Annotated in this window: 23 protein-coding genes; 14 read left to right on the top strand and 9 right to left on the bottom strand. The window is 66.5% G+C overall.

Annotated features, from left to right (window positions below):
* Nucleotides 1–605: 605 nt before the first annotated feature.
* Nucleotides 606–1,589, bottom strand: a complete 984-nt coding sequence (locus tag HG421_RS13835; RefSeq protein ID WP_169706864.1) for a LysR family transcriptional regulator — start codon at nt 1,587–1,589, stop codon at nt 606–608.
* A gap of 163 nt (nt 1,590–1,752) precedes the next feature.
* On the opposite strand from HG421_RS13835, the gene cobA reads away from it, so the two are divergent.
* The 4 genes from cobA (at nt 1,753) to HG421_RS13855 (ending at nt 5,511) form a co-directional block, all read left to right on the top strand.
* The gene (cobA, locus tag HG421_RS13840; RefSeq protein WP_169706865.1) at nt 1,753–2,952 is read left to right on the top strand and encodes a uroporphyrinogen-III C-methyltransferase; all 1,200 of its coding nucleotides are present in this window, start codon (nt 1,753–1,755) and stop codon (nt 2,950–2,952) included.
* A 16-nt stretch (nt 2,953–2,968) separates the two neighbouring features.
* Nucleotides 2,969–3,928, top strand: coding sequence for a cysteine synthase A (gene cysK / locus HG421_RS13845; RefSeq protein ID WP_169706866.1), 960 nt, complete (start codon nt 2,969–2,971; stop codon nt 3,926–3,928).
* A gap of 352 nt (nt 3,929–4,280) precedes the next feature.
* The gene (locus HG421_RS13850) at nt 4,281–4,787 is read left to right on the top strand and encodes a methyltransferase family protein (protein WP_169706867.1); all 507 of its coding nucleotides are present in this window, start codon (nt 4,281–4,283) and stop codon (nt 4,785–4,787) included.
* Nucleotides 4,788–4,971: 184 nt separating this feature from the next.
* The gene (locus tag HG421_RS13855; RefSeq protein ID WP_169706868.1) at nt 4,972–5,511 is read left to right on the top strand and encodes an O-acetyl-ADP-ribose deacetylase; all 540 of its coding nucleotides are present in this window, start codon (nt 4,972–4,974) and stop codon (nt 5,509–5,511) included.
* A 155-nt stretch (nt 5,512–5,666) separates the two neighbouring features.
* Here HG421_RS13855 and HG421_RS13860 read toward each other — a convergent pair whose 3' ends face one another.
* The 7 genes from HG421_RS13860 to HG421_RS13890 all read right to left on the bottom strand — a co-directional run bounded on the left by HG421_RS13860 (nt 5,667) and on the right by HG421_RS13890 (nt 15,954).
* Nucleotides 5,667–6,671, bottom strand: a complete 1,005-nt coding sequence (locus HG421_RS13860; protein WP_169706869.1) for a class I fructose-bisphosphate aldolase — start codon at nt 6,669–6,671, stop codon at nt 5,667–5,669.
* Nucleotides 6,672–7,166: 495 nt separating this feature from the next.
* The gene (gene pyk, locus HG421_RS13865) at nt 7,167–8,633 is read right to left on the bottom strand and encodes a pyruvate kinase (protein WP_169706870.1); all 1,467 of its coding nucleotides are present in this window, start codon (nt 8,631–8,633) and stop codon (nt 7,167–7,169) included.
* Nucleotides 8,634–8,888: 255 nt separating this feature from the next.
* On the bottom strand, nt 8,889–9,536 hold the full coding sequence (locus tag HG421_RS13870; protein WP_169706871.1) for an HAD family hydrolase: 648 nt from the start codon (nt 9,534–9,536) through the stop codon (nt 8,889–8,891).
* On the bottom strand, nt 9,533–10,708 hold the full coding sequence (locus HG421_RS13875) for a phosphoglycerate kinase (protein WP_169706872.1): 1,176 nt from the start codon (nt 10,706–10,708) through the stop codon (nt 9,533–9,535). The genes HG421_RS13870 and HG421_RS13875 overlap by 4 nt, the downstream gene beginning before the upstream one ends.
* Before the next feature lie 404 nt (nt 10,709–11,112).
* Complete coding sequence (locus HG421_RS13880; RefSeq protein WP_169706873.1) at nt 11,113–12,462, bottom strand: DUF3999 domain-containing protein; 1,350 nt, start codon at nt 12,460–12,462, stop codon at nt 11,113–11,115.
* The gene (locus tag HG421_RS13885) at nt 12,459–15,290 is read right to left on the bottom strand and encodes a DUF2339 domain-containing protein (protein ID WP_169706874.1); all 2,832 of its coding nucleotides are present in this window, start codon (nt 15,288–15,290) and stop codon (nt 12,459–12,461) included. The genes HG421_RS13880 and HG421_RS13885 overlap by 4 nt, the downstream gene beginning before the upstream one ends.
* Before the next feature lie 190 nt (nt 15,291–15,480).
* Nucleotides 15,481–15,954 carry a hypothetical protein gene (locus HG421_RS13890; RefSeq protein WP_169706875.1) on the bottom strand — a complete coding sequence of 158 codons (474 nt, stop codon included), beginning with the start codon at nt 15,952–15,954 and terminating at the stop codon, nt 15,481–15,483.
* Nucleotides 15,955–16,191: 237 nt separating this feature from the next.
* Between HG421_RS13890 and HG421_RS13895 the strand changes: the two genes are divergently transcribed.
* Together HG421_RS13895 and HG421_RS13900 are read left to right on the top strand one after the other, a co-directional pair.
* Nucleotides 16,192–16,677 carry a hypothetical protein gene (locus HG421_RS13895; RefSeq protein ID WP_169706876.1) on the top strand — a complete coding sequence of 162 codons (486 nt, stop codon included), beginning with the start codon at nt 16,192–16,194 and terminating at the stop codon, nt 16,675–16,677.
* A gap of 106 nt (nt 16,678–16,783) precedes the next feature.
* Complete coding sequence (locus HG421_RS13900; RefSeq protein WP_169708201.1) at nt 16,784–17,182, top strand: hypothetical protein; 399 nt, start codon at nt 16,784–16,786, stop codon at nt 17,180–17,182.
* 74 nt (nt 17,183–17,256) lie between these two features.
* Here the strand turns inward: HG421_RS13900 and gap are convergent, their stop codons facing one another.
* Nucleotides 17,257–18,258 (bottom strand): type I glyceraldehyde-3-phosphate dehydrogenase, encoded by a 1,002-nt coding sequence (gap, locus tag HG421_RS13905; RefSeq protein WP_169706877.1) that lies wholly within the window; start codon nt 18,256–18,258, stop codon nt 17,257–17,259.
* 464 nt (nt 18,259–18,722) lie between these two features.
* Here gap and HG421_RS13910 point away from each other — a divergent pair, with 464 nt between their 5' ends.
* From HG421_RS13910 to modC, 8 genes are all read left to right on the top strand, one after another.
* Nucleotides 18,723–19,235, top strand: a complete 513-nt coding sequence (locus HG421_RS13910; protein ID WP_169706878.1) for an SgcJ/EcaC family oxidoreductase — start codon at nt 18,723–18,725, stop codon at nt 19,233–19,235.
* A 296-nt stretch (nt 19,236–19,531) separates the two neighbouring features.
* A complete protein-coding gene (locus tag HG421_RS13915) occupies nt 19,532–20,155 on the top strand; it encodes an OmpW/AlkL family protein (protein WP_169706879.1) in 624 nt (207 codons plus the stop codon).
* Between the two features lie 119 nt (nt 20,156–20,274).
* On the top strand, nt 20,275–20,889 hold the full coding sequence (locus tag HG421_RS13920; RefSeq protein ID WP_169706880.1) for an OmpW/AlkL family protein: 615 nt from the start codon (nt 20,275–20,277) through the stop codon (nt 20,887–20,889).
* Between the two features lie 88 nt (nt 20,890–20,977).
* Nucleotides 20,978–21,793, top strand: coding sequence for a S1/P1 nuclease (locus HG421_RS13925; RefSeq protein WP_169706881.1), 816 nt, complete (start codon nt 20,978–20,980; stop codon nt 21,791–21,793).
* Nucleotides 21,794–21,806: 13 nt separating this feature from the next.
* A complete protein-coding gene (locus HG421_RS13930) occupies nt 21,807–22,631 on the top strand; it encodes an MBL fold metallo-hydrolase (protein ID WP_169706882.1) in 825 nt (274 codons plus the stop codon).
* Nucleotides 22,632–22,706: 75 nt separating this feature from the next.
* A complete protein-coding gene (gene modA / locus HG421_RS13935) occupies nt 22,707–23,483 on the top strand; it encodes a molybdate ABC transporter substrate-binding protein (protein WP_169706883.1) in 777 nt (258 codons plus the stop codon).
* Between the two features lie 16 nt (nt 23,484–23,499).
* On the top strand, nt 23,500–24,186 hold the full coding sequence (modB, locus tag HG421_RS13940) for a molybdate ABC transporter permease subunit (RefSeq protein ID WP_211161854.1): 687 nt from the start codon (nt 23,500–23,502) through the stop codon (nt 24,184–24,186).
* On the top strand, nt 24,186–24,800 hold the full coding sequence (gene modC / locus HG421_RS13945) for a molybdenum ABC transporter ATP-binding protein (RefSeq protein ID WP_169706885.1): 615 nt from the start codon (nt 24,186–24,188) through the stop codon (nt 24,798–24,800). Before modB ends, modC begins: the two co-directional genes overlap by 1 nt.
* Nucleotides 24,801–24,851: the final 51 nt, after the last annotated feature.

Below are 24,851 nucleotides of genomic sequence, written 5' to 3' on the forward strand. Positions count from 1 at the left end.
ACACCCCACTGACCAGACCGGCACCGCGATGTCTGCTCCGCCGGTCCTGCGTCGTCCACCCCTAGACGTCCGAAAGTGTCGCGTCATGGCTGCTATAAGGGTTTACGACAGCGCCGCGGCCAACTTGATGCATGCCAACGACATCAGCGCAGGCGCCCCTGACACCTGTAGGGAGAATCACTGACAGCGCGCATTCCGGTGCGGCCCAAAAGCGCTGTAGTGCCTTGATTCGAATCGACTTTCCTGACGGGAATTCGCTGTGCACTGCAGCATGGATTCGGGATTCGGGATTCGGGATTCGGGATTCGGGATTCGGGAATCGTAAGTGCGTGGCGTCTGATTTTTTGCGGCGTGGCGTGATGGGCTTTGTTACTGGTTCTGCTTCCAGCTTCCAGCTACCCGTGTCTTGGCTCTAGCCCACGCCTCCCGAATCCCGAATCCCGAATCCCGAATCCCCATTCCCCATTCCCCATTCCCCATTCCCGAGTCAGTAGCGCGTGCTCGCCACCGTCCAGGCTGGCCGACAGTTGCAGGGACATGCGCCACTGGGCTCGGGCAGCCACAACCGGCTCCACGGCAGACGCAGGGGGCGCTCATCGCCTCGCTCAGCTGGTGATGGTCTGGGTCAGCGATTCCCAGGTCGGCGGCAGCGGCCAGTTCGGTGCCTGGTTGCCATCCAGCACGCGGCGCAGGTCGCGCTTGTCGATCTGCGGAGCGAGCACATGCACCAGGTCCAGCGCGTAGTCGCGCAGCACCCGGTCGCGCGGCAGCACCGCCCAGGCGATGCACTCGGCGATCGGTGCAGGTGCCGGCCAGGCGCGCAGATCGTCGTCGTAGGCGCTGACCGCCATTTCCGCCACCAACCCCACGCCCAGCCCGGCGCGGACGTAGGTCTTGATCAGATCGGCATCCAGCGCGGTCAGCGCGATGCTGGGCTCCAATCCCACCTGCGCGAACGCCCGCTGCAGCGACGAGCCCGGCCGGGTGGAGGACTCGTAGCTGATCAGCGGATGTTCGGACAGCGCCTGCATGTCCGGTGCCAGCTTCGGCTGATCCAGCGCGTGTCCGCGCGGCACCACCACCAGCCGCCGCCAGCGATACAGCGGCACCGCGATCCCGGCACTGGGTTCGCCGCCTGCCGTGCTGACCACCGCGATATCCGCATCGCCCTGGCTGAGCAGGTCCAGCGCCGCGCTTTCGGCCGCCTGCTGCAGGTGCACGCTGACCTGCGGGTAGGCATGCTTGATCTGCGCCACCGCAGGCGGCAGCACGAAGCGCGCCTGGGTGTGGGTGGTGGTCAGGGTCAGCTGCCCCTGGCTTTCGCGGCGCTGGTTGGCGGCGTAGGTCCGGATGTTGTTGGCTTCCGACAGCACCGCGCGCGCGCGCTCGATCACTTCCACCCCGGCCGGCGTCACCGCATCCAGGCTGCGCCCCTTGCGCACGAACAACAGGAAGCCCAGTTCGTCCTCCAGCTGCTTGAGCTGCTTGGACAGACCCGGCTGGGTGGCATGCACCCGCGCGGCGGCCAGCGTGATGTTCAGCTCGGCATCGGCAATGGCGACCAGATAACGAAGTTGAGTCAGCGTCATGGGCTCATATCCAGAAAAAGCGCGAGGCGCCACAAGGACGTCGACTGTAGAGGAGTTCTGCGGGCCAGCTTATAACCGAACGCTATTTTCAGGGTGTATGAAGTCATTTCCGACGGCTATATGCCGGCGGTACGGTCTGGCCCTCCCTTTCGATCCCTTCACCGTGACTGCTGCGTTTCCGCTCCTTGCCGACCTGCGTGGCCGTGCCGTCCTGGTGGTCGGCGGCGGCGCCGCGGCCGAGCGCGCCACTGCCGCGCTGTTGCAGGCAGGCGCGCTGCCTCTGGTCGGCGCCCCGGCGCTGACCCCGCAACTGCAGCAGTGGGCCCAGGCCGGAGACCTGCGTTGGCTGGCCGGGCGTTTCGACCCCGCATGGCTGGCACTGCCCGACGCGCCGCTGTGGCTGACCATCGCCGCCAGCGACATCCCCCAGCTCAACGATGCCCTGCGCACTGCCGCCGGTGCCCACCGCCTGCTGACCCATAGCCCCACGCCCGCCATCGCCCCAGCTGCGCCCTCCCCCACGCAGCATGCGCGCGTCGCTCCGCTGTCCCCCGGCAGCGTGACCCTGGTGGGCGCAGGCCCCGGCGACCCCGGCCTGCTCACCCGGCATGCGCTGCGCGCACTGCGGCAGGCCGAGGTGGTGCTGCACGACCGCCTGGTCAGCCCGCAGATCCTGCGCCTGGCCCGCAGTGACGCGCTGCTGGTGGAAGTGGGCAAGTCCGCGCAGGGTCACAGCACGCGCCAGGAGCAGATCCACGCGTTGATGCTCGAGCATGCGCGCGCCGGCCGCCGGGTGGTGCGCCTGAAGGGCGGCGACGCGTTCGTGTTCGGCCGCGGCGGCGAAGAGCTGGAATTCCTGCATGCGCACGGCATCGGCTTCCAGGTCATCCCCGGCATCACCGCCGCACTGGCCTGCGCGGCCTACGCCGGCATCCCGCTCACCCATCGCGACCATGCGCAATCGCTGCGGCTGATCACCGCACATTGCAAGGACTCGCTGGACACCCTGGACTGGCAGGCGCTGGGCCAGGAACGGCAGACCCTGGCCTTCTACATGGGCGTGGCGGGTCTGGAGGGCATCCAGCAGCGGCTGCTGCAGGCCGGCCGCGCGCCCGCCACCCCGTTTGCGCTGGTGGAAAACGGCTCGCGCCCGCAGCAGCGCGTCGTCACCGGTACGCTGGCCGCGCTGGCCGCCACCGCCCAGTTGCACGCCGTGCGCGCCCCAGCGCTGTTGATCCTGGGCGAGGTGGCGGCACTGGCGCAGACGCTGCACTGGTTCGGCGCTGGGCCGCTGGGCGCGCCACCGGCCCCGCACTCACCCATCGCAACGCCGCACTCGACCACACTCGCCCACGCAGCCTGATTCCGACGGAGACCCCATGGCCCTGTACGACAACATCCTCGACACCATCGGCCGCACCCCGGTGGTCAAACTCAACCGCCTCGCACCGGACCACGTCTCGCTCTACGTCAAGGTCGAATCGTTCAATCCCGGCGGTTCGGTCAAGGACCGCCTGGCACTGGCGATCATCCTCGACGCCGAGCAGCGCGGCCTGCTCAAGCCCGGCGACACCATCGTGGAAGCCACCTCCGGCAACACCGGCGTGGCATTGGCCATGGTGGCCGCCGCGCGTGGCTACAAGTTCGTCGCCACCATGGTGGAAACCTTCTCCATCGAGCGCCGCAAGCTGATGCGCGCCTACGGCGCCAAGGTGATCCTGACCCCGGCGGCCGAGCGCGGCAGCGGCATGGTGCGCAAGGCCAAGGAGCTGGCCGAACAGCACGGCTGGTTCCTGGCCAGCCAGTTCGCCAACCCCGCCAACCCGGCCTACCACCGCAACACCACCGCCGCCGAGATCCTGCGCGACTTCGCCGGCCACCGGCTGGACCACTTCGTCACCGGCTGGGGTACCGGCGGCACCCTCACCGGCGTGGGCGAAGTGCTGCGCGTGGCGCGGCCGGACGTGCGCATCACCGCCACCGAGCCGGCCGGCGCCGCCTTGCTGCAGGGCCAGGACTGGAAGCCGCACAAGATCCAGGGCTGGACCCCGGACTTCGTCCCCGAGGTGCTCAACCGCGAGGTCGCGCACGAGGTGCTGAGCGTGGAGGACACCGACGCCATTACCATCGCTCGCCGCCTGGCCGCGGAGGAAGGCATCTTCACCGGTATTTCCGGCGGCGGCACGGTCGCCACGGCGCTGCGCGTGGCCGAGAGCGCCGCACCGGGCGCGGTGATCCTGGCGATGCTGCCGGACACCGGCGAGCGCTACTTCTCCACCCCCCTGTTCGCCGACATCAACGAAGGCTCGGACGACGACTGGCTGGCAGGCCTGCCCTGAGGAGATTCCGCCCGGGACCGGGACCGGGGACACGTAAAGGCGGGCTCTGCGGCGAGCGGGCGGTTACAACAGCTGGTGGTTGATAGCAGGCTGTCTTACGGCGACGCTGGAGCCTACCGGGCCAGGGCCTGAAAAGGCGGGCCCTGCAGTGAGCGATCCGTTGGCTGCGACGGCCGACCATCTCCTGATGCGTAAACCCCGCCCGTCCGGTCGCAGCGGCAGGTCTCGATACTCCGACTTCTGCTTCGCTTTACGGGTCCCCGGTCCCCGATCCCCAGTCCGGGCTCTCCCCCACCTCCCGCCTCCGTCAAGGAAACGTTAGGATGACGGCCGTGATGTGGGGAGAACCGTGGTGAGCAACCGGCCGTATGGACACAGCGACACCCGCACTGCGCGGGCGCCATGGCTGGTGAAGATGACCTCGCCCGTGCACTTTGCGCTGGCGCTGGGTGTCGGCGGATGGCTGCAGGACGCATTGGCGCTGCCACTGCCGGCACCAACGCTCCTGGCCTGGATCCAACTGGCCGGCGGCATGCTCGCCGTTCTGGGGCTGGCGTTGGCGCTGAGCTGTTTCGTGCTGTTCGCACGTCGCCGTACCACCATCATGCCCAGCGGCCACCCGTCGCGGCTGGTGCTGGACGGCCCCTATCGCTTCACCCGCAACCCCATGTACCTGGCGCTGGTACTGAGCTATGTCGGCCTGTGCCTGCAGCTTGGGCTGCCATGGGCCGTGCTGTTGCTGCCGCTGCCCTGGGTGGCCCTGCAGGGCTACGTCATCCCGTTCGAAGAAGCGCGCCTGCGCGCCGAATTCGGCCGTCACTACAGCGATTACTGCGAACGCGTCAGACGCTGGCTGTAACCAACCGGCGCCGCGCCTTCGACCTGACGCACCGGCTGCGTTGCCGCAGATCCATTGGTCTGCCGGACGGTTGGATGCACAGCGGCCGCGTCGCAAACCGTGAGATGAATGGTCACTAGCGTGGAGGCCCGCGACGCCTGCACCCATCACGCGTTCATCATTCAAATCCCATAACTATCGCGCCATGAGAATCGAAGTCTGGCAAGGCGACATCACCGAACTCGACGTTGACGTCATCGTCAACGCCGCCAACGAATCACTGCTTGGCGGTGGCGGCGTCGATGGCGCCATCCATCGCGCAGCCGGTCCACGCTTGCTGCAGGCCTGCGAAGCACTGCCACAGGTGCGCCCGGGCGTGCGCTGCCCCACCGGCGAAATCCGCGTCACCGACGGCTTCGACCTGAAAGCCCGCCACGTGTTTCATACGGTGGGCCCGGTGTGGCGCGACGGCAAGCACAACGAGCCCGAACAGCTGGCCAACTGCTACTGGCAGTCATTGAAGCTGGCCGAGCAGATGATGCTGCATTCGATCGCATTCCCCGCGATCAGCTGTGGCATCTACGGCTATCCGTTGTACCAGGCCGCACGCATCGCCGTGACCGAAACGCGCGACTGGCAACGCTCGCACAAGGTGCCCAAGCACATCGTGCTGGTGGCCTACAACGAGGCGACCTACAAGGCGTATCAGCAGGCGCTGGCAACGCAGGAAACGGCCGCCGCCTGATCGCTGCACCGGGTGCAGGCCGCAATGACGAGCACGGCAAGGCGCTCGCACCTCGGCGCAACAAACCACCGCAACGACACGCAACAAAAACGCCGGCATCGCTGCCGGCGTTCTGGTCTTGCAGGCGATGCCGACTTGCGGCCGCGATCAACTCATCAGCCCTTCCACTTGCCCAGCGCGGCCAGGCCGTTTTCCTTGGCGCGCTCATAGATGACCTGCTGCGCCTTGGCGTAGTTGCCGGTCATGTCCTGGGACCACAGCTTCAACGCCGCCTGCTGCATCGCGCGGCCGTAGGAGAAGCTCAACGGCCACGGCAGGTTGCCCAGCTGGTGCATTTCGTTGAGATGGGCGGTGGACTGCTCGTCGGTCTGGCCGCCGGACAGGAACACGATGCCCGGCAGGATCGCCGGCACGGTGGACTTCAGGCACATCACGGTGGACTCGGCCACCTCTTCGATGCTGGCCTGCTCTTCGCAGCTCTTGCCGGAAATGACCATCGAGGCCTTCAGGATGGTGCCTTCCAGCACGACGTTCTGCTCGTACAGCGCACCGAACAGCGAGCGCAGCGTGGCTTCGGTGACTTCGTAGCAGGTCTCGATGTCGTGGCTGCCATCCATGATGACCTCCGGCTCGACCATCGGCACCAGGCCCTGCTCCTGGCACAGCGCGGCATAACGCGCCAGCGCATGCGAGTTGGCCTCGATGCAGGTACCGGACGGAATGTCTTCGCCGATGTTGATGACCGCACGCCACTTGGCGAAGCGCGCGCCCAGCGTGTAGTACTCCTCCAGACGCGCACGCAGGCCGTCCAGACCTTCGGTCACCAGCTCGCCCGGCATGCCGGCCAGCGGCTGCGCGCCCTTGTCGACCTTGATGCCCGGGATGATGCCGTGCTCGGTCATGTACTTGGCGAACGGCACGCCGTCCTTGGTCTTCTGACGGATGGTCTCGTCGAACAGGATGGCGCCGGAGATGTAGTCGCTCAGCTTGGGCGTGGTGAGCAGCAATTCGCGATAGGCGCGACGGTTTTCTTCGATGTTCTCGATGCCGACGCTGGCAAAACGCTTTGCGATCGTGCTGGTCGACTCGTCGATGGCGATGATGCCCTTGCCCGGGGCGACCATGGCCTGGGCGGTTTCGGCAAGCTGTTCGATGCTCATGTAGTTCCTGTGGCAGCTGCGGGGGAGAACGAAAGTATAGCGACGAAAGTCGTACACATTCCTTCACGGAATGCCTGCAACCGATTACACATTGCCTGCGTGACAGGATGTGTGGCGCGGCTCGCATCGCGGGATTCGGGATTCGGGATTCGGGATTCGGGATTCGGGATTCGGGATTCGGGATTCGGGATTCGGGAATCGGGAATCGGGAATCGGGAATCGGGAATCGTCAGAGCTGAGCATGAGGTGCAGCTCGTTGCTCACAGTGCTGATGCATTGCTTACATGACGTGGCAGGCTTTGCCTTGTGAAACATGTGGCGCGTCATACCAGCGCCGTTGCGGCAGCGCGGTGGCGATGGTGCGCTGGCTGCGCATTCGCAAGATCCGGCCATTGCCAGACCGGTATCTCCACACGGCACAACGGCGGCCCTGGGGCCGCCGTTGTGTGTCGCGTCGTCCGGCTCAGGGCATGCGCCCGATGCCGTCGACAGGGATTACAGCTCGCCCAGACCGGTGGCGCGGCCGTCTTCGCCCACTTCCAGCAGGCGCAGCGTGTTGGTGGCGCCGTGCATTTCCATGTGCTCGCCGCTGGTGAACACCACGCGGTCGCCGGGGCCCATGCGCTCGTTTTCCACCAGCAGGCGGATCGCAGCGCGCGCCGCTTCGCGCGGGGTCAGGCCGCGGCTGTCGAAGCTGATCGGGAACACGCCACGCATCATCGCCATCTGGCGGCGCGCGCCGTCATGACGGGTGAAGGCGTAGATCGGCATGTTGGAGCGGAAGCGCGACAAAAAGCGCGGGGTGCCGCCGGATTCGGTCAACGCCACCACGCCGCCCAGGCCGATGTGCTCGGACAGGAACATGGTCGCCATCGCGATGGCCTGGTCGGCACGCTGCAGGTTGCGTTGCGCCGCTTCGAAGTCGGTGTCGAACTCGAACTGGTGCTCGGCACCCAGGCAGATACGCGCCATCGCTTCCACCGCGCGCACCGGGTAGGCACCGGCGGCGGTTTCGGCCGACAGCATCACCGCGTCGGTGCCGTCGATGACCGCGTTGGCCACGTCCAGCACTTCGGCGCGGGTCGGGATCGGGCTTTCCACCATCGACTGCAGCATCTGCGTGGCGGTGATCACCACCTTGTTCTGCGCCAGCGACTCCTTGATGATCTTCTTCTGCAGGCCCGGCAATTCGGCATCGCCGATTTCCACGCCCAGATCGCCGCGTGCCACCATCACCACATCGGAGGCTTCGACGATCTCGACCAGGTTCTCGATCGCTTCGGTGCGCTCGATCTTGGACACCAGCTGTGCATCGCAGCCGTGCTGCTGGGCGATCTGACGCGCGTCGTGCATGTCCTGCGCATTGCGGCAGAACGACACCGCGATGAAGTCCACGCCGATCTTGGCGACGATGCCGATCAGTTCCTTGTCGCGCTCGGTCAACGCGCCCAGCGACAAACCGCCGCCCTGCTTGTTGAGACCCTTGCGGTCGGACAGCACGCCATCGTTCAACACCTTGGTGACGATGCGCTCGCCCTGCACGTCGGTCACCTGCAACTGCATCAGGCCATCGTCGAGCAGCAGCACGTCGCCGGCGGTGACGTCCTGCGGCAGGCCGAGGTAGCTCACGCCCACCTGCTGCTGATCGCCGGCCGGCGCATTGGCATCGGCCACCAGGTCGAAACGCTCGCCCATGGCAAGCTTGATCTTGCCTTCGGCAAAGCGTTCGATACGGATCTTCGGGCCCGGCAGGTCGGCCAGGATGCCGACTTCGGCACCGACGCGGGCGGCAGCGGCGCGTACTTCCGCAGCACGCTTGGCCTGGCCGGACGGGTCGCCATGGCTGAAGTTGAGGCGCACCACGTTGACGCCCGCCTTGAACAGCGCATCCAGCACACCGGGCGCATCCGTTGCCGGTCCGAGGGTGGCGAGGATCTTGGTGCGGCGTTGACGTTCTTTCATGATGGCCTCCCTGTAAAAGCCGCGAAACTTAACACACCCGTCACGTACCAAGGATGGCATTGCGGCATAGCCACCCTCCGTTTCCGGCATGTCTTACAGACAGTGCGGGACAGTACGTACGCCTGCGTCTGGCGCGCCACCGGCAACGCAGACGGTCGCCACCCTAACCCGGTGGCGGTGAAGGCCGTTCTGCAGGATGCGCACCGACACCGCCGATGTATCGCGCAAGCGAACGCGACGGCCGCGGCGTGTGGCTCACGCCCGCAGCAATGCCGCCAACTCGGCCGGCGTGCGGGCCAGCGCGCCGGCGCCGGCGGCACGCAACTCGGCTTCGTCGCCGAAGCCCCACAACACGCCGATGCTGTGGATGCCATGGTGATTGGCGCCGTCGATATCCATGCGGCGGTCGCCGATCATCACGCAGCCGGTCTTGTCGATCTCGAGGCGACGCACTGCTTCGGCGATCAGGTCCGGCTTGAAGCGGCGCTCGCCGTCCTCGCTGGCGCCGATCACGTTCTCGAAGCAGGCACCGAATGGCAGATGCTCGACGATGCGGCGCGCATAGCGCTCATTCTTGGAGGTCACCACCGCCAGACGATGACCGGCGCGCTGCAGGCCGGTGACAACCTCGCCGATGCCGTCGAACACGCTGAGCTCGGTCCAGCCCACTGCGTCGTAGCGCTCGCGGTAGATGCCGAGTGCGCGCTGCACCAGCGCCGGATTGTCGGGGAAGCACTCGGTGAAGCTGTCGCGCAGCGGTGGGCCGATCCAGGCGCGCAGGGTCTGCGGCGACGGACGCGGCTGGCCCACCGTCTCGAAGGCATGCACGATGCTGGCGACGATGCCCGGTTCCGAATCGACCAGGGTGCCGTCCAGATCGAAGAACAGCGTGGCTGCGCTCACTTGCCGCGGGCCTCGAGCGCGGCCACCGCCGGCAGGATCTTGCCCTCCAGGAATTCCAGGAACGCACCGCCACCGGTGGAGATGTAGGTGACGTCCCGGGCGATGTCGTATTTGTCCACTGCCGCCAGGGTGTCGCCGCCGCCGGCAATGGAGAACGCCCTGGATGCGGCGATGGCGCGTGCCAAGGTTTCGGTGCCACGGCTGAAGGGCTCGAATTCGAACACGCCGACCGGCCCGTTCCACACCACCGTGCCGGCGTTGGCGATCAGCTCGGCGTAGCGCTGCGCGGTCTGCGGGCCGATATCCAGGATCAGGTCATCGGCCTCCACTGCGTCGAGCGATTTCACGCTGGCCGGCGCGTCGGGCAGGAACTGCTTGGCGACGACCACGTCGGTGGGCAGCGGAATGTCGGCGCCGCGGGTCTTGGCATCGGCCACGATCTGGTTGGCGGTGGGAATCAGGTCCGGTTCGTTCAAGGACTTGCCCACATCATGTCCGGCCGCGGCGATGAAGGTGTTGGCGATGCCACCTCCGACGATCAGCTGGTCGACCTTGTTGACCAGGTTGGACAGCAGCTCCAGCTTGGTGGAGACCTTGCTTCCGGCCACGATCGCCAACAGCGGCTTGGCCGGGTTGTCCAGCGCCTTGGCCAGCGCGTCCAGTTCGGCCATCAACAACGGGCCGCCGGCGGCCACCGGCGCAAAGCGGATCACGCCATGCGTGGAGGCCTGCGCACGGTGCGCGGTACCGAAGGCGTCCATGACGAAGACATCGCACAGCGCGGCGTACTTGCGCGCCAGGGTCTGGTCATCCTTGCCCTCGCCGACATTCATGCGGCAGTTCTCCAGCAGCACCACCTGGCCCGGCGCGACATCCACGCCATCGACCCAGTCGCGCACCAGCGGCACATCCACACCCAGCAAGGTGGTCAGGCGCGCGGCCACCGGCGCCAGCGAGTCCTCTTCGCTCCAGCTGCCTTCCTTCGGGCGACCAAGGTGCGAAGTGACCATGACCGCCGCGCCCTTTTCCAGCGCCAGCTTGATGGTGGGCACCGAGGCGGTGATGCGCTGCTCGGAGGTGATCTGGCCGTTGTCGATCGGCACGTTGAGATCCTGGCGGATCAGCACGCGCTTGCCGGAGAGATCGAGGTCGGTCATACGGACAATGGACATGGGCTTGGCTCGCTAGTTCTGGGGATTAGGGAAGCGGGATTGGGGATTGGTATACGGCGCCGCGCGTGCGTGCACGCCCTGTGCGCGAAGCAATGGCGCGGCTGCGCCAGCCTGGCCGGGCGCCGCGGTTCACGACGATGCCGCCCTTGCACCTGCGGCCGACGCCGGCGGCAGCGGCTCGGAGACCACAGTCTTGGCGGCGGGGATCGGGCAATCAGGGCTTGGAATCGGCCCGCCGTTCCGCAACCGGACAGTACGCTGGGCGGGCGCCGCTGCCGCAAGTGCGGATGGCGCGGACGGTGGTCGGTCGGACACGACGGGCAATGCGACTGCCTTGGCGACGGGGGACGCCCATTGTCGGACCTTCGCGCCGCAGCGGCAAACCGGCTGCGGCGCGTGCCGGCTCAGGCCTTGCGATTGGCGCCGTTGCTGCGCAGCAGACTCACGGCAAAACCGCCCACCAGCAAGGCGCCCCCCACCAGTAACGCCCACAGCAGCCAGCGCTTCCAATCGTGCGGGACGGCCGCCGGTTGCAGTGCCGCCTCACCCGCCAACGGTTGCGCGCGGGCCGCCACCGCGGCCTGGGCTGGCTGCCACTGCGTGCCGCGCTGCTGCCGCAGCGCCTGCAACATGTCCGCCAGCGGTGCATCGCCACGCTGGACGCGCGCGCTGCCGGCAACCAGCGCGTACGGCGGCTTGCCCTGGGCAAGAAACATCAGGCGTTCGGGCTGGTAAGCCACCCGCAACGCGGGGACCGCAGTGCTGCGCCCCTGGGCCGCCACCAGACGCCATTGGCGATCGCGCACCGGCGCGGACAGCCGCTGCGGCGGCGAGCTGCGGCGACCGAGCCGATAGGCCAACCAGGGGCCAGCCCGCCGCAGCCATACCGCATCATCGGTCTGGCGGCTGTCCACGTTCCACTGCACTGCCTCGGCCTGGCCGCCACCGACATCCAATTGCGTGATCGGGAAGCGGCCCGGCAGGACGTAGGTCACCGCGGTGTCCTGCGCGGTGCCGGGCAGGTCCAGCCATGTGAGTTGCGCAGGTGTGGTGAGGCCGTCGAGCTCTGCCTCCACCGCCCGCAGCGCCGGCAGGCTGCCCGACACCGGCACGATGCGCAGGTAGCGGGCGCCGCCGTCCACGGCGATGCGGCGTTGCTGCAGCCGCTGCGCCTGATTGTCCAGCGCCATGACCGTGGCATCGGAGGCCAGCACGCGCCAGTCGCGCAGATCGTCGCTGCCTTCCACCCGCAGCTGCGCCTGGACCGGCGTGTCGCCCGCCCAGTCCAGCCACAGCGCGCGCGGGCGATCGCCCAGCGCGCTGGCATCGATCAACCAACTGCTGCCCGCAGCAGAAGCTGCAGAGGTTCCGGTAGCCAAACGCCCTTCCAGGCGTCGCACCGCGCCGCTGGCATCGCGCTCGGCAATCAGCTGCAGATCGCCCTTGCCGGTTGCCGTACCTTCGGGCACTGCGAAGACCGGCAAGCGGTGCCGGCGCGGTGCCGCCACCGGTGCCGCGTCGACAGGCAGCGCGGCGGTGGGCATTTCTTCGCCACGCGCATCGATCACCGTGATATCGCGCGCTGCTGCGTCATGCGCAGTGCGATACACCGCCTCATTCAAGGTCAGCTGATACAGACCGTCGTCGGACGCAGCCAGCTGCAAGGGCCATCGCTGCCGATAGTCCGGGCGGACATCGGCGGCCTGCGTCATCAGCGGCACCAGCAACAGCCATCCGCAATGCCGTGCATTCATGCCTGATCCTTCGCCGCGCTGTCGTCGCCGGCAACGCGTTGTTCAACGATGGCACGCGGCGGCGCCGGTGCCAGATATCCCACCACGGTGCACAACAGCCCGTAGGCCATGAACGAGCCAATGCCAAGCAGATTGCCCAGATGCTGGCGATCGATGAGTACCAGCTTGGCCAGCACCAGCCCCATCAGCAACGCCCCACCCAGCCACAGCCCGCGCTGGCCGCGCCGCGAACCGATCACCCAGCCCAGCACGCCGAGCACGCTCCACACGATGGTGAGACTGGTCTGCGACAACGTCGCTTCCACCAGCCGCGCGTCCCACGCCACCCCACCCCAGTGGTGCACGCTGTGCAACGTACTGCCGGTGATCATGGCCCATCCCAGCGCCCCCAGCGTGGTGACCCGCCAGCTGTGCAGCGCCGACGGTGCATGCCCGGACCAGGCCCAGCGTGCGAACAAGGCCAGCACGGCCAGTTGCGCCAGCTCGGCTGGATTGAGCAGCGGCACCCACGGCAAGGGCGCCGGGCTGGCCGGGTCCAGCACTGCAATCAACCAGTCGATGCCCAGGACCGCAAACACGCAGCCCAGCAAGGCATTGCGCGTGGGCGCGAACGACGCTCCCTGCGGCCACGCCAGCCACGGCCAGCGCACCAAGCCGACCGCGGCCACTGCCAACCAGGGGGTCGCCAGCAAGGCGCAGCGCCAGCCATTGGCAAGAGCGAAGGCATCCGCCAGCCAGGCCGCGCCCAGCGACACCACCGCCGGCCACAACAGCCACCAGATGAACTGCGCCACGATCGCGCCGGTGCCGGGCTGCATGCGCAGGCACCACAGGCCACGCACGCCTGCCAGCGCGAACGCCAGCCAGGCCAGTGCGCCCCAATGCGCAAACGGCTGCATGTGCGCGTGGTTCTGCCACACCGCCAACGGCGCGCCCAGCGCCAACCCTGCCACGACGGTCCAGACCAGGGCCGCTGCGGGCCGGCGCCGATGCACCTCGGCCGCCAACCACACGCTGAGCGCAACGAAGCCCAGCAGCAGATCCGGCTCGCTACGCACATCTCCGGCAAAGCGCAGGATCTCGTGCACTCCGCACAGCGTCCACCAGCCCAGTCCCCACAGATACGCCACCAACGCGCGGCGCGGCTGCCCGGCATCGCGCAGGAACCAGGCGCTGGCCCAGCCGGCAATGGCGAGCAGCAACGCGCTCATGCAGGTGGCATTGGCCACCGCCACGGCGTCGTACCGCCAGGCATCCACGCCGAAGGCGACGCCGACGGCCGCCAGCAGCTGCAATGCGACACCGCTGACCTGCGGGACCCGTCGTTGCTGGCGCAAGCCCAGCCACAGCAAGCCCGCACCTTCCAGCGCGAACACACTGGCAGTGGCGCGGGCCGACAACGCCAGCGGCACCGCCAGCGTGGCGAAGCCGACCGCCAGCATCGCATGCGCTTCGCCAAGCAGCCGCGTGGACGCACGGCGCAGCAGCCACCGTGCCAGACCTGCGTAGACCGCAGCCACCGCCACCGCACACAACGCCAACGGCAGACGCTCGCCTTCCAGCAGACGCGCCTGCAACGCAAAGGCCACCAGCGGCGTGGCGAACAACAGGCTGCCATCGATCACCCAGCCCGCGCTGCCGTCACCGCGCCGTGCGTGCAGGACCGGGATGGCCACGTACATGGCGAAGAACAGCAACAGGAACGGCTCGGTGGTGGCAAATTTCGCCGGGCTGTACTGCAGCGCGCCCCATAGCGTGGCGATGCCGAAGGTGAAGGCGAATCCCAGCAGGTTGAGCACCCGCCACGGCCGCGTCCAGGCGATGGCCACGATGCCGGCGTTGAGCACGGCGTAGTACGAGAACAGCGCAACGTGGTCGCCGCTGCCGGTGGAGAGCCAGATCGGCGCCAGGAAACCGGCCAGCACGCCCAACACCGCCAGCGTGCGCGATTCCTGCAGCACCGCCAGCACACACATGCCCGCAATCAGCACCACGCTGATGCCCATCGCCAGGCCTGCGCCCAGCAATGCGTACAACTTGAATGCCGCGAACACCGTCAACAGCAATCCACCAATGGCGCCCCCCTGCAACGCCAACGCGAACCCGGGGCGTTGCAGCCGCTGCTTCCAGCCGAACACCAGCCCGGCAAGCGCCAGGACGCTGATGCCGGCCAGCCGCAGTTCGATCGGCATGCGCATCCAGCCCTGGTCGCTGGCGTACTTCAACAACGCCGCCACACCGGCCAGCAACACCAGCATGCCCACCTTGACCGGCACGTTGCCTTCGGTGAACCAGCGTTTGACCGCACCAAGCGCGCGCATGACCGGGTCCGGACCGGCCGGCGCGTCGGACCACGGTTGCGACTGTTGCTGTTGCGGTTGCGGTTGCGGTTGCGGTTGCGGTTGCGGTTGCGGTGGTTGCGATCGCGCGCGTGATGATGCGTCGCCCTGCGCGGCGGCTGCCGAAAGCGCATCCGCGCCAGCCGCGGCAGGAAGTAGCGGCGGCAGCGGCACGCCTGTATCGGTTTGCGCATCCAGCACGACCGCGGGCGCACCGGCAGGGATTGCTGCATCGGCAGCCCCCCCATCCATTGCCTCAGACGTGCCGGATGCAGGCCATTGCTGCCTGGGCGCCGGGGCTGGCTGTATCGCCGGCTCTGCCGCCGCCATTGGCGCTACTGCATCCGCAGCGCCAGCCTGCCAGTGCGCGAGCCGCTGCTCCAGCGTATCCACGCGCCGCCGCAATCCGGCGATCCACACCAGCGCAATCACCACGCCCACCGGTACCGCGAGCAGCACCAGCACGATCAATCCAATCAGTGCTTCCAATGTATTGCCCCGCAAGCCGGCATCCGGCCGAGTGCGCGCACCATACAGCCTCGGCCTGCCCTTGGGCAGGCGGGCCATGCCATTGAAACAATATCTGGCAACTGCAGTGGCCGCCAGATAGCGGAACAGTCGCCACCGGCGAGCATTCCGCCATCAACAAAAACGCCCGGAAGGCCGGGCGTTGGATAGGTTATTCGCGATAACCGCTGTCGTTCTTGTTGTGAATGATCCAGATCAGATTGCCGCCGGTATCCATCGACTTGCCGGCAAATACCAGACGACCCTGGCCCTTGTAGGCCATTTCGTGACGGTAGCGGTCGCCACCGTAGAAGAACGGGATAAATGCCTTACCGGTGACATACGACCCCTGGTCGGTCGGCTGACCAATCAAGTCGGTCACCTGCTTCATCGGCATACCGATCTTGAGCTGGGTGAACTTGCTGCCGGGCGCCGGCTTGCCGGTGATCTCGCCCTCATAATCGTTGACGCCCTTGACGGTCTCGCCGTAGCCGGCTTCGACCTGCGAAGAGTTGGTGACCTCTCCATCAGCATTCATCCACGCCGGCGTACCGGTCTGCTTCTTGGCGACTGCGAGGGGAACGACGCCTGCGGCCGACACCGCGGCCAGTACCAAAATGGCGGTCCATTTACCGAGAACTTGCATTTCACCTCTCCTTGAATCCATGTGTCCCATAACGTCCTATGCGGGCCAGCGTGGGAACGATCGCCGGCCAGCAGAGGCATTAGTGCACGAGCCGGCAGCGATGTCCACGTCATGGCACGGCGCGCAGTGGGCCGCTTGCGCAGTGCCCGGACCGATGGTAAAAATCGCACGCGCACGCGAAGACCTCGCCGCGAAGCGCTCTCCTTTGGAACCACTGTCTTACAAGGAAGTATCGCCATGCATCGCTCGTTCCGGAGCCAGGTCGTCCTGGCAGTCTGTGCGTCCACCCTGTTGATCGCGGCGCCGCCAGCATCTGCCGACCTGTTCGGCACCGCCGAAAGCGTCGCCCGCAGCTGGATCGGTCACGACGCCAGCGAGCTGATGATGCAATGGCCGGTAGGAAAAGGACTTTATACGTCCGAAAACACCGAGACGCAGGAAACAGCCTACACCTACAACTTCGGCATCGAAGCGCACTACCGCACCAATTACTGGACCACGCAAGGGGGAGTTATCGGCATGGCCGGCGGAGGCAATGGCATAGCACGCACGCCGATTTTTGAGCAAAACCAGCATAGCGAGGAAGTCTTCGTTCCCGCCGAACATCACTGCGAAATCACCTTCATCGCCGACTCGAGCGGCACCATCACCCGATACGATTTCGGCGGCAGCAAATGCAACGACCATGTACGCAGCTGGGGGCGCCCCAAGCGCAAAAAATAGTGGCATTACGCGCCCGACATCGATCCATACAACAAGGAACGCCTGGATGAAAACAAACAATTGGATGTGCCGTAGCGCATCCCTTGCGCTTGCACTCGCGCAAGGGATGCTCGTCGTGCCGGCCATGGCCGAATCGGCACGGCATGGGACCATTGCGGCGCTGGAACCCATCGAAAACAAAGGGGAAAATGTTCCGGAGCGCAACAAGAGGCTCAAGAACGCAGCCTCCAACTTTGGTGGCATTGCCGGCAGCTTTCTCGGCCTCAAGGCCAATAGCGCGGTTGGCGCAGAAGCCGGAGCAGCGGCAGGTACGTACGCCGGCACCCAGGTGGGCGACAGGGTCATCGGCAACGGAGTCGCCTCGCACTACATGTTGAAGATCCGTTTCGACAACAAGTCGCAGGTCGTCGTGACAAAGCCGAGCGCCGAAGTCTCCGGCCTGGCCGTCGGCAGCCGGGTCGCGGTCACCGGCAAGGGCGAAGATATGCGCATCACTGCGGAATAGGCGCCTGCCAGAGATGGTCTTGGGAAATAAAAAAGCGCCCGAAGGCGCTTTTTTATTTCGTGCGAAACGGCCGATTACTTCGCCACAACCCGCACCATTTCCAGGCACTTGTTGGAATAGCCCCACTCGTTGTCGTACCAGGACACCAGCTTGACGAAGGTGGAATCCAGCGCGATGCCGGCATCGGCGTCGAACACCGAGGTGCAGGTCTCGCCGCGGAAGTCGGTGGCCACCACCTTGTCCTCGGTGTAACCCAGGATGCCCTTCAGGGCGCCTTCGCTCTGGGCCTTCACTTCGGCACAGATCTCGGCGTAGGTGGCCGGCTTTTCCAGTTCGACCGTCAGATCGACCACCGACACGTCCGAGGTCGGCACGCGGAAGCTCATGCCGGTCAGCTTCTTGTTGAGCTCGGGAATGACCACGCCCACGGCCTTGGCCGCGCCGGTGGAAGACGGAATGATGTTCTCCAGGATGCCGCGGCCACCGCGCCAATCCTTGTTCGACGGGCCGTCAACGGTCTTCTGGGTCGCAGTGGCCGCATGCACGGTGGTCATCAGGCCACGCTTGATGCCCCACTTGTCATTGATGACCTTGGCCAGCGGCGCCAGGCAGTTGGTGGTGCACGAGGCGTTGGAGACGATCGCTTCGCCGTTGTAGGTCTTGTCGTTGACGCCGTAGACGAACATCGGGGTGTCGTCCTTGGACGGGGCCGACAGGATCACCTTCTTGGCACCGGCATCCAGATGCTTCTGCGCGGTGTCCTTGGTCAGGAACAGGCCGGTGGATTCGATCACCACATCGGCGCCGACGGCGTCCCATTTGAGGTTGGCCGGGTCGCGTTCCTGGGTCAGGCGGATCTTCTTGCCGTTGACGATCAGCGTGTTGCCGTCGACCGAGACCTCGGCCTTGAAGCGGCCGTGCACCGAGTCGTACTGCAGCATGTAGGCCAGGTAGTCGGGCTCGAGCAGGTCATTGATGGCCACGATCTCGATGTCATTGGCGAAGTTCTGCACCGCAGAGCGCAGCACGTTGCGTCCGATGCGACCGAATCCGTTGATGCCAACCTTGATTGCCATGTTCACTAGCTCCTGCGGCCGCGACAGCGCGGCGGATGGAAAGGGGCCGCCATTCTAACAGCGTCCTTCTGGCACGGCCGTGCCGTTGCGTGCACACGCGGTGGGCGGGAACGGGGATTGCGCCGGATCGGTGCGATGGCGGACACCTGTACCGCATACGCAACCGGCTGGCATCTCGGCTGCTCCGCCAGATGGGAACCGGCACCCGCATCAGGGGCCGACCTGCGCCTGTCGCTGCGCGGCGCGTGATCAGGCGACCCCTACGACCTTATCCATCATTGAGACACCAACGCACTCACCGACCAAAAACCTAAATAGTCTTTATTTCCAATTACGTATAAGTAGATCAGCTACGCCGAAAGGCCTATTCATGCATATGCCGACCAGCAGCATTTCGGCACCCCGTGGATTTCGATACTGGCCCTGCCTGCTGAGGCGCCCAATCAATCACACGGAGATTCCCCATGCGCCGCATCCTGTTCTCTCTGACGTTGGCCCTGGCTGCCACTCCGGCGCTGGCCGGCGGCGTCATGCACTACACCGAGAAGGCGTCGCTGCCGGCCGATGGTCAAGCGCGCGAAGTCGCCGCACTGTTCGATACCTGGAATGCGGCGCTGGCCACGGGCAACCCGCACAAGGTGGCCGACCTGTATGCACCCGATGGCGTGCTGCTGCCGACGGTGTCCAACGAGGTGCGCGCCTCGCGTTCGCAGATCGAAAACTACTTCGAGATGTTCCTGACCAAGAAGCCCAAGGGCGTGATCAATTACCGCACCGTGCGCGTGCTCGATGACGACAGCGCCGTGGATGCCGGTGTCTACACCTTCACCCTGACCGACAAGAACGGCAAGCAGAGCGATGTGCAGGCGCGCTACACCTTCGTGTACGAGAAGCGCGACGGCAAGTGGCTGATCATCAACCACCACAGCTCGGCGATGCCGGAAGTGGACGCGCCGACGGTCGCCAAGGCCAAATAAGCGCCCTCGCAGAACAGCGCGCCATCGACGATCTGCGCGCTTCCCATGCCACTGTCGGGACACCTCACCTCCCGACAGTGGCGTGACCGGCAACGCGCCGGGTGCCAAAGGCGACACGCACCTGCAACCGGTCCGCGCCAGGCGGCGTTGCGGCCACTGCACCTCAGCGCTGCCGCAGCAGCGGCAGCGTGAGGACCCGCAGCACCGACGCCCTCCCCTGGTTTGATCAGGATCAAGGCAATGCCGGGACAAACCCACAAGACTTCGCCCATCCCCTGCACACAACGAGAGTTCCCATGCGCATGCGCTCTACCCTTCTGCTCGCCGGCCTGGCCGCCACCGTTGCCAGCCTCCCCGCACTGGCTCAATCCAAAGGCGACTGGACCGTTGCCGTCGGTGCCCATCAGGTCGCTCCCAAGTCCGATAATGGCCGCCTGGTCGGCGGCACGCTCGAAGCGGACGTCGGCAAGGACATCAAACCGACCTTCACCGCCGAATATTTCATTGCCGACAATCTAGGCATCGAGGTTCTGGCTGCGCTGCCGTTCGAGCACGACATCGCGCTGCGCGGGCTGGGACGCGTCGGCAGCACCAAGCATCTGCCGCCGGTCGTGTCGCTGCAGTACCACTTCAACAGCCAGGGCCGCGTGTCGCCCTTCCTCGGTGCAGGCATCAACTACACGCGCTTCTTCAGCACCGATACCCGTGGTGCCCTGGCCGGCAGCGAACTGGAACTGGACGATTCCTGGGGTCTTGCCCTGCACGCAGGCCTGGACTTCAAGCTCAGCGAACGCGGATCCCTGCGCGTCAACCTGCGCTGGATCGATATCGACAGCGATGCCCGCTTGAATGGCTCACGCATCGGCACGGTCAACATCGACCCGCTGGTCTACGGCGCCGCTTACGTGCACAGGTTCTGAGCGGCAGCAGCAAGCGCGGTGCATCTCTGGCACACTTGACGTCCAGGGACGTGCATCCACCGCCGGAGTTGCGGACAGGTCGATCGCGTCGAGCGCCTGTCCGACCTACCGGGGATCCCATGAGCATGTTCATCCGCACCGCACTCGCCATCGCCTTGGCCGCTTCGGCCGCACCCGCCCTTGCCCAGTCGGCCGGCCACTGGACGACCGGCTACGGTGCAGGTTACGTGTCGCCGAAGTCCGACAGCGGCACCCTCGCCGGCATACCCGCCGAGATCAAGGGCGCGCCGACACTTTCGTTCACCTACGAATACTTCATCCGCAACAACCTGGGCATCGAAGTACACGCCTCGGTCGCTGGCAGGCACGATCTCGAACTGGAAGGCGTCGGCAAGGTGGGCAGCTACTGGTCGGTGCCGCCCAGCGTGCTGCTGCAGTACCACATCAATGGCTACGGCACGGTGTCGCCGTTCGTGGGCGTGGGCATCAACTACAGCATGCTGCTTGGCGAAGACACCGAACCGGCGCTCGGCAACGGCGCCCTGCGCTTTGGGGATTCGGTTGGCGCCACCGCGCACGTCGGTGTGGATTTCATCTTCAACGACCGCAGCGGTTTGCGCGTGGACGCGCGCTGGACCGATTCGCGCAGCAACGTCGACTTCAACGGTACGCGGCTGGGCAAGGCACGGATCGATCCGCTGACCTACGGCATCTCGTACCTGGTCTATTACTGATCGCGCTGCCGCTGCCGTGTCAGCAGACAATGGCAAGGTGTAGGCGGCAGCCACATAACTGCCCGCAAGGCGTGCGTACAATCCGGGGATGAAACTCTTTTCCCTGTCCCGTTTCGCCCTTGCCGCGGCGCTGACCGCGGCACTCCAGCCCATCACCGCCTTTGCCTGGGGCGCACAAGGCCACCGTCTGGTGGCGCGCGTTGCAGAAACCGAGCTAAGCCCGCAGGCACGTGCGCAAGTAGCGCAGTTGCTGGCCGGCGAGCCGGACCCGACGCTGCATGGCGTCGCCAGCTGGGCCGACGAACTGCGCGAACACGATCCGGACCTGGGCAAGCGCTCCGGGCCGTGGCACTACGTCAACCTGGGCGAACACGACTGTGGCTACGAGCCGCCACGCGACTGCCCGGATGGCAACTGCGTGATTGCCGCGCTCGATCGGCAGACCGCACTGCTGGCCGACCGCAGCCAGCCGCTGGAGGTGCGCCGACAGGCATTGAAGTTCGTGGTGCACTTTGTCGGCGACATCCATCAGCCCATGCACGCCGGCTATGCGCACGACAAGGGCGGCAACGATTTCCAGCTGCAGGTCGATGGCAAGGGCAGCAACCTGCATGCACTGTGGGATAGCGGCATGCTCAACGACCGCCACCTCAGCGACGAGGCCTACCTGCAGCGTCTACTGGCCTTGCCTGCCGCCGCGCCTGTCTCGCCAGTGCTGCCGCCGCCGGCAGCGGCATGGGCACAGGCGTCCTGCAAGATCGCCATTGCCCCGGGCACGTACCCAAAGGTGCACGTAGTGCCGGAGGGCTACATGGCCACCTACCGGCCGATCGCCGAAACCCAGCTGCGTATCGCTGGCGATCGGTTGGCCGCCGTGCTCAATGCGGCACTGGCCGCCCCCTGACGTGGAGACGCCGATGCAGCCGGAGGTGCTTGCGTTCTTCCATGCCGACAGCAACACCTTCACCTACGTGGTGGCCGATACGGCGTGCGGCGCGGCGGCTGTGATCGACCCGGCACTGGACTATGCAGCCGACAGCGGCGCCATCGGCATGCACACCGCGCAGACCATTGTCGATGCCATCCGGCAACGCGGATGGCAGCTGCAGTGGCTGCTGGAAACCCATGCGCATGCCGATCACCTGTCTGCCGCGCAGTGGCTCAAGCAGCACTGGCCGCAGGCGCGCGTGGCCATCGGCGCCGGCATTACCCAGGTGCAGCAGACGCTCGCACCGCGCTATGCGTTGCCGCAGGACTTTCGCGCCGATGGCTCGCAGTTCGATCATCTGTTCGCCGATGACGAACGCTTCCTGCTCGGCGGCATCCAGGCGCGGGTCATCGCCGTACCCGGCCACACCAGCGACAGCGTTGCGTACCTGATCGGCGATGCGCTGTTCCCCGGCGACTCGCTGTTCATGCCCGACGCGGGCACTGCCCGCTGCGACTTCCCTGGCGGCGATGCGCGGCAGCTGTATGCCTCGATCCAGCGCCTGTACGCGCTGCCGGATGCCACCCGTGTGTTCGTCTGCCACGACTACGGCCCGGGCGGCCGGCCGGTGGCGCACCAGACCAGCATCGGCGAACAGCGGCGCGGTAACATCCACGTGCGCGACGGCGTGGACATCGAAACGTTCGTGGCGCAGCGGCAGGCGCGCGACGCGACCCTGCCGGAGCCCAGGCTGATCGGCCCGGCGCTGCAGGCCAACCTGCAGGCCGGGCGTTGCGGGGATGGAATTGCGTAACCCCCGCTGGCGGTCGCCACGCCGGTCACGGCGCAGCCGGTATGATCGGTGCCCGCCACCTGTTTGGAACCTCCCATGCGCATGATCGGCTTCTGGCAGCGCGCCCTGTGCGTGCTGATGCTTGCCCTGCCCGTGCTGGCCTGCGCGCAAACCGCGCCAGTGACCGTGTTCGCAGCTGCCAGCCTGAAGGAGTCGATGGACGACGCCGCTGCCGCGTACGAAAAGGCCACCGGAACGCCGGTGCGCGTGTCGTATGCCGCAAGCTCTGCGCTGGCGCGTCAGATCGAGCAAGGCGCTCCGGCGGACGTGTTCTTTTCGGCCGATCTGGAATGGATGGACTATCTGCAGCAGCGCAACCTGGTGGAGCCGGCACATCGCCAGCAGCTGCTTGGCAACACCCTGGTGCTGATCGCGCCAGCGGCGAGCAAGGTGCAGGTGGATCCGCGTGCGCCGGGCAGCATCGCCAAGGCCTTGGGCGAGAGCGGGCGCCTGGCGGTTGGCCAGACCACTAGCGTGCCGGCCGGCAAATACGCCGCGGCGGCGCTGCGCACGCTTGGCCAGTGGGACAGCGTGCAGGCACGCCTGGCCGAGGCGGAAAGCGTGCGCGCAGCGCTGATGCTGGTGTCGCGTGGCGAGGCGCCGCTGGGCATCGTGTATGGCTCGGATGCACGCGCCGATGCCAAGGTGCGCGTCGTGGCCAGCTTCCCCGCCGACAGTCATGCGCCCATCGTCTATCCGGTCGCTGCCTTGAAGAACAGCCGCAACCCGGCCGCCACCGCCTTCGTCACATGGCTGCGCAGCGCGCCGGCCAAGGCGATCTTCACCCGTCGTGGCTTCTCGCTGCAGGATTGAGGCGCAGCGCTTGTCGATGTTCACCCCGCAGGAGTTGATCGCCATCGGCCTGAGCCTGAAGGTTGCACTGGTGGCAGCCGTGGCCAGCCTGCCGGCGGGCATCGCCTGCGGCTGGCTGCTGGCGCGCCGGCGTTTCCCGGGCAAGGCGCTGCTGGATGCGGTGCTGCATCTGCCGCTGGTGATGCCGCCGGTGGTGACCGGCTATGCGTTGCTGGTGACCCTGGGCACGCAGGGGGTGATCGGCCGCTGGCTGCTGGAGCACCTCGGCGTGCAGTTTGCGTTTCGCTGGACCGGGGCGGCATTGGCCTGTGCGGTGATGGGGTTTCCGCTGATGGTGCGTGCGATCCGGCTATCGATCGAAGCCACCGACCGCCGCCTGGAAGCGGCTGCGGCCACGCTCGGTGCCGGCCCGTGGCGGGTGTTCTTCAGCATCACCCTGCCCCTGGCCTGGCCTGGCCTGATGGCCGGCGTGGTGCTGGCGTTCGCCAAGGCACTGGGCGAGTTCGGCGCCACCATCACCTTCGTGTCGAATATCCCGGGCGAAACCCAGACCCTGTCGTCGGCCATCTACGGCCTGATGCAGGTGCCGGGAATGGAATCGGGCGTGTGGCGACTGGCGGCGGTGGCACTGGCGATCTCGCTGGTGGCGTTGCTGCTCTCCGAATGGCTGGTGCGCCGGCAGCATCCGCGCGAGGACGGCTGATGCTGGATCTGGACCTGCATCTGCGCCGTGGCAATTTCCAGCGCCGCATCTGCATCCAGGACGCGGCACGCGTCGTGGCATTGGTGGGGCCGTCCGGCGCGGGCAAGACCACGGTGCTCAATGCCATCGCCGGCCTTGTCCCACCGGATGCAGGCCATATCCGCATCGATGGGCGCTGCCTGTACGACCACCAGCAGCGTGTGGACCTGCCCACGCACAAGCGCCGGATCGGCTACGTTTTCCAGGATGCGCGGCTGTTCCCGCATCTGGATGTGCGGCACAACCTGCGCTATGGCCGGCATGCGCGCGGTGCGGCGACCTTCGGCTTCGATGATGTGGTGGCCTTGCTCGGCATCGCACCGCTGTTGCAGCGCCGGCCGCGCAATCTATCCGGCGGCGAGGCGCAGCGGGTGGCAATCGGCCGCGCGCTGCTGTCGCAGCCGGCAATCCTGTTGTTCGATGAGCCGCTGTCGGCGCTGGATCAGGCGCGACGCGAAGAATTGATCCCGTACCTGCAGCGCGTGCGCGATGAAATCCGCCTGCCGATGCTGTACGTCAGCCATAACCCGGACGAAGTGCAGCGCATTGCCGATAGCGTGCATGTGTTGCGCTGACGGCAGCACCGGCGCAAGCGGCCGCGCAGCATGCGATTGCAGATCGACCGG

This window comes from Xanthomonas campestris pv. badrii (genome assembly GCF_012848175.1).
GTDB lineage: Bacteria > Pseudomonadota > Gammaproteobacteria > Xanthomonadales > Xanthomonadaceae > Xanthomonas > Xanthomonas campestris_C.

Bases quoted from the DNA above. Each gene is read 5' to 3' on its own strand.
- HG421_RS13890 (WP_169706875.1), bottom strand. From the start codon at position 15,954: ATGCAAGTTCTCGGTAAATGGACCGCCATTTTGGTACTGGCCGCGGTG.
- HG421_RS13915 (WP_169706879.1), top strand. From the start codon at position 19,532: ATGCGCATGCGCTCTACCCTTCTGCTCGCCGGCCTGGCCGCCACCGTT.
- HG421_RS13910 (WP_169706878.1), top strand. From the start codon at position 18,723: ATGCGCCGCATCCTGTTCTCTCTGACGTTGGCCCTGGCTGCCACTCCG.
- HG421_RS13875 (WP_169706872.1), bottom strand. From the start codon at position 10,708: ATGTCCATTGTCCGTATGACCGACCTCGATCTCTCCGGCAAGCGCGTG.
- HG421_RS13855 (WP_169706868.1), top strand. From the start codon at position 4,972: ATGAGAATCGAAGTCTGGCAAGGCGACATCACCGAACTCGACGTTGAC.
- modB (WP_211161854.1), top strand. From the start codon at position 23,500: ATGTTCACCCCGCAGGAGTTGATCGCCATCGGCCTGAGCCTGAAGGTT.
- HG421_RS13930 (WP_169706882.1), top strand. From the start codon at position 21,807: ATGCAGCCGGAGGTGCTTGCGTTCTTCCATGCCGACAGCAACACCTTC.
- HG421_RS13880 (WP_169706873.1), bottom strand. From the start codon at position 12,462: ATGAATGCACGGCATTGCGGATGGCTGTTGCTGGTGCCGCTGATGACG.
- pyk (WP_169706870.1), bottom strand. From the start codon at position 8,633: ATGAAAGAACGTCAACGCCGCACCAAGATCCTCGCCACCCTCGGACCG.
- cysK (WP_169706866.1), top strand. From the start codon at position 2,969: ATGGCCCTGTACGACAACATCCTCGACACCATCGGCCGCACCCCGGTG.
- HG421_RS13860 (WP_169706869.1), bottom strand. From the start codon at position 6,671: ATGAGCATCGAACAGCTTGCCGAAACCGCCCAGGCCATGGTCGCCCCG.
- gap (WP_169706877.1), bottom strand. From the start codon at position 18,258: ATGGCAATCAAGGTTGGCATCAACGGATTCGGTCGCATCGGACGCAAC.
- HG421_RS13925 (WP_169706881.1), top strand. From the start codon at position 20,978: ATGAAACTCTTTTCCCTGTCCCGTTTCGCCCTTGCCGCGGCGCTGACC.
- modC (WP_169706885.1), top strand. From the start codon at position 24,186: ATGCTGGATCTGGACCTGCATCTGCGCCGTGGCAATTTCCAGCGCCGC.
- modA (WP_169706883.1), top strand. From the start codon at position 22,707: ATGCGCATGATCGGCTTCTGGCAGCGCGCCCTGTGCGTGCTGATGCTT.
- HG421_RS13835 (WP_169706864.1), bottom strand. From the start codon at position 1,589: ATGACGCTGACTCAACTTCGTTATCTGGTCGCCATTGCCGATGCCGAG.
- HG421_RS13920 (WP_169706880.1), top strand. From the start codon at position 20,275: ATGAGCATGTTCATCCGCACCGCACTCGCCATCGCCTTGGCCGCTTCG.
- HG421_RS13895 (WP_169706876.1), top strand. From the start codon at position 16,192: ATGCATCGCTCGTTCCGGAGCCAGGTCGTCCTGGCAGTCTGTGCGTCC.
- HG421_RS13900 (WP_169708201.1), top strand. From the start codon at position 16,784: ATGCTCGTCGTGCCGGCCATGGCCGAATCGGCACGGCATGGGACCATT.